This is a genomic window from Acidithiobacillus sp. TH-A35 (genome assembly GCF_057473505.1).
On record NZ_JBYCKR010000201.1, the window covers coordinates 1 to 3386 of the forward strand.

The window sequence follows — 3386 nt, forward strand, 5'->3', positions numbered from 1 at the left end:
AAGTCGCAATAAGCCAGCATGCCCGCCATTTCGACGACGCGCTTGAGCTGCATCTCGCCCCAGCGACCCCGGGCGGCGGGCTGGCGCAGCGCCTTCACCAGCGCGGCGGTCTCCTGATGCAGGCGCGGCAAGTGGTCCTGGACGAGACCGCGGATCTGCTCGTTGAGGGCGCTGTAGGCATCGACGCGGGTTTTTTCCATGGCGTCGATGCGGGTGCCCACTTTCTCCAGGGACTCACGGATAGGTTCCACCAGTTGTCCCACGGCCTTCTGGCGGCCCTCCCAATCGGTCTTTGCGTTTTCCTGGAAACGCTCCAGATTCTCCCGCGCCAGTTCCAGAAAGGACTGATTGTTACGGCGCAAGGCTTCGGCGGAAAGGGACTGGAAGGCATCGCCGAGGCGTTGGCGGGCGTCTTCCAGGAGGACCAGTTTTTCGTTGCCGCGCAGGCGTTCCTGCTCCAGCCGTTCACCGAGTTCCGCCAACTGGCCCTGGAGTGCGGCCAACTCTGTTTGCAGGCGAGCGGCATTGTTGCGTTCCGTCACTAAGGTGTTTTCAAGGATGGGGACGCGGCGGCTTTCCGCTTCCGCGCTGGCCCTATTTTCACTTTCATGGCGGAGGATTTCCTGCTGTTCCTGGGCCTGTTGCCGCAGCGCAGTTATTTCACGCTGCAGGTTATCCATCTGATCGGTACTGGCTTGCTTTCCTTCCCGGAGGGCTGCGCTGATATCCTGCTGGCGCTGGATCATATTGTGCGCTACCAGTCCGGCCACAACCAGCCCGAACATTATGCCGACAGTGAGATATATCAGATTTTCCCAGATCAAAAGGCGGTCCTGAATGTAGGGGAGCTGTTTTGAGAATACGCGAAGCGGGGCGTCAAAGCGACGGCATACTAACCTTTGGGAACCAAATGGGGCCGAGATGCCAGGCAGGTGCCCGTGCCGGGCACCCCCGTTTCAGGATTCCAGTTGCGAGGTGCAGTTGGGACAGCGTGTCGCGGCCAAGGGAATGGCAGAGGCACAGAAAGGGCAGGTTTTGGTGGTCACGGCGGCAGCGGGTTTGGGGTAGAGCTTGTTGATGACCCGCACAATAGAAAAAATAACCAGCGCAATGATCAAAAAGCTGATCAGTGAAGTGATAAAGAGGCCGTAGTTCACGGTCACGGCGCCCGCCTTCCTGGCGGCCTCCAGAGTCAGGTAGGGGCCGGGAACGGTACCTTCCTTTAACACGATATAGAGGTTGGAAAAGTCGACCTTGTCGAGCAGCATACCAATAGGCGGCATGATCAGGTTGCTGACTAATGAAGTCACAATGGCGGAAAATGCCGTGCCAATAACAAAAGCTACGGCCAGATCAATGACATTACCGCGTTGCAAAAATATCTTGAAATCTTTGACGAACGCTTTGAGCATGATGATCCCCCTTGATGATAGTCGGCTATTTATGGGTTGCTTGCGCAAAACCCCATTGCTCGTAGGATAACCAGTTCCCCTAAAGATGAAAATAAGTGCCACTTATGAAACGTCATTGTAATATTTTTGATTAACGCCTGCAGAATTGATTGACGGCATTTTTGCTATGGTCCATTTGCTGGTGGCCAGACGCTGCGGTGCAGGCCTTTTGGCCATCCTGACAGGTAATAGCCCAACCCTGAGCTAGGTCGAAAAAACGTGCTGCCTGCGTTGCCGGGGGCGCATAGTCACCGCCCTGGAAAATAGGAGCCAAGGCATGAAAATAACGGCTCTCTTCCTGCGCCCATTGGGATACTGCCTGCCAGCAAGTGGCCTGTTCGCTTACGGCTATTTGCGCGCAACCGACAGAGTTGCTGCGCGCGTTATCCAGCGCCTGCTGCCAGTTGGGGCAGAATTGCCGTTCGGCCTCGCCACGCTGGGCGGCGACAGCGGCAAGACGTTGCTGTGCGGTTTCGGCATTGCGATTGGCCAAGGTGGTACTTTGCGCGGCGGCTCCCGCCGTAGCGGTTGAAGGCGGTGGCAGGGAAGCGCAGCCCGATAGGGTAAGCGCGAGCAAGAGGAAAAGAATTTTTGCGGGCATGATCTGAGACTCTCGGGTAGTTGGTCTTCGCCCGTTATATATCACAAGTTGGCGATATTGCAGAGTCCAGCGCTCAGCGACGCTTAAATCGCTCGGTGAGATGCAGTCTCTGAAACAGGCACCTTACCCCTCCAACGCTCCTTCCACCCCTCAAAGAGTACATAGAATGCCGGTGTCACATAGAGCGTCAGGAACTGCGAAACGATGATGCCGCCTGCCACGGCCACGCCCAGCGGCACCCGCGACTCAGCACCCGCCCCGATGCCAATGGCGATAGGCAGAATACCCAGCACTGCGGCAAGGTTCGTCATCATGATAGGACGGAAGCGGGTGACACAGGCGTCGACCATGGCGTCCACGGCCGTGGCGCCTTCGCGGCGGCGGTGAATGGCGAAGTCCACCATAATGATGCCGTTCTTTTTAACCAGCCCCACCAGCATGATGATGCCGACGAAGCTGAACAGATCTAATTCCTGATGGAATATCCAGAGGGCCAGCAAGGCGCCAAAACCGGCCAGGGGCAGGGCAGTGAGGATGGTCAGGGGATGGATGAAATCTTCATAGAGAATGGCCAGAATGGCGTAGATCAGAGCCACTGTTGCCAGCAGCAAGAGTGGCAGACTGCCGGTGGACTGGGAAAAGGCCGCGGCGGACCCACCAAACTCTCCCTGCACATCCGCGGGCAATATCTTTGTCGCTGTGTTCTGCACTGTCCGGGTCGCATCGCCCAGAGAGGTGCCGGGGGCCAGATTGAAAGAAATGGTCACGCTGGGCAGTCCGTTGTAGTGGCTGATACTCAAGGGCCCGACGCCGTAAGCGAAGTGCGCCAATGCGGCCAGGGGCACCAGGCCGGTGCTGCCCGGCACAGTGATCGCTGAAAGTGCCCCGAGATTTTCCTGAAACTGCCGCGCCAGATCGAGAATGACCTCGTATTGATTGGTGGAGGCATAGATGGTGCCCACCTGGGTGCCGCCGAAAGCGAAGTTCAGCGCTTGCTCGATGGCTTCAGGGGTGACCCCCAGGGCCTGGGCGCGCTGGTGCAGGATTTGCACTTCAATTTCTGGGTTGGCTAATTGCAGATCACTGTTAACGGCCTGTAGTCCGGGTACTTTGCGCAGGGCTGCTACCAGTTTGGGCACGGTCACATTCAGGCTATTCTGATCCTCGCTCTGCAGAATGTATTGGTAATGAGATTGCGATGAAACCGGCCCCATCTGAATAGCAGGCGGTAGCTGGAAACTCGCTTCCACTCCGGCAAAATGGCTGACGCTACGGCGCAATTCCGCAATGACTTGGGTTCCTGACGCCCGCTCGCCCAAGGGCTTGAGGCGGAT

General features: G+C 57.5%; 4 protein-coding genes. All 4 read right to left on the reverse strand.

Going from position 1 to position 3386, the window contains the following annotated elements; all coding sequences use genetic code 11:
* Positions 1 to 824: DNA recombination protein RmuC (gene rmuC, locus AC2VNK_RS07005; protein WP_486883282.1), on the reverse strand; the 824-nt coding region annotated here is incomplete at its 3' end.
* A gap of 132 nt (positions 825 to 956) precedes the next feature.
* Positions 957 to 1412 (reverse strand): large conductance mechanosensitive channel protein MscL, encoded by a 456-nt coding sequence (gene mscL, locus AC2VNK_RS07010; protein WP_291524641.1) that lies wholly within the window; start codon positions 1410 to 1412, stop codon positions 957 to 959.
* Positions 1413 to 1542: 130 nt separating this feature from the next.
* Positions 1543 to 2052, reverse strand: coding sequence for a hypothetical protein (locus tag AC2VNK_RS07015; protein WP_291524639.1), 510 nt, complete (start codon positions 2050 to 2052; stop codon positions 1543 to 1545).
* Between the two features lie 83 nt (positions 2053 to 2135).
* Positions 2136 to 3386: efflux RND transporter permease subunit (locus tag AC2VNK_RS07020; RefSeq protein ID WP_486883283.1), on the reverse strand; the 1251-nt coding region annotated here is incomplete at its 5' end.

What these genes read in the sequence shown, in the direction of transcription:
- AC2VNK_RS07015 (WP_291524639.1), bottom strand. Translation starts at nt 2,052, where the DNA reads ATGCCCGCAAAAATTCTTTTCCTCTTGCTCGCGCTTACCCTATCGGGC.
- mscL (WP_291524641.1), bottom strand. Translation starts at nt 1,412, where the DNA reads ATGCTCAAAGCGTTCGTCAAAGATTTCAAGATATTTTTGCAACGCGGT.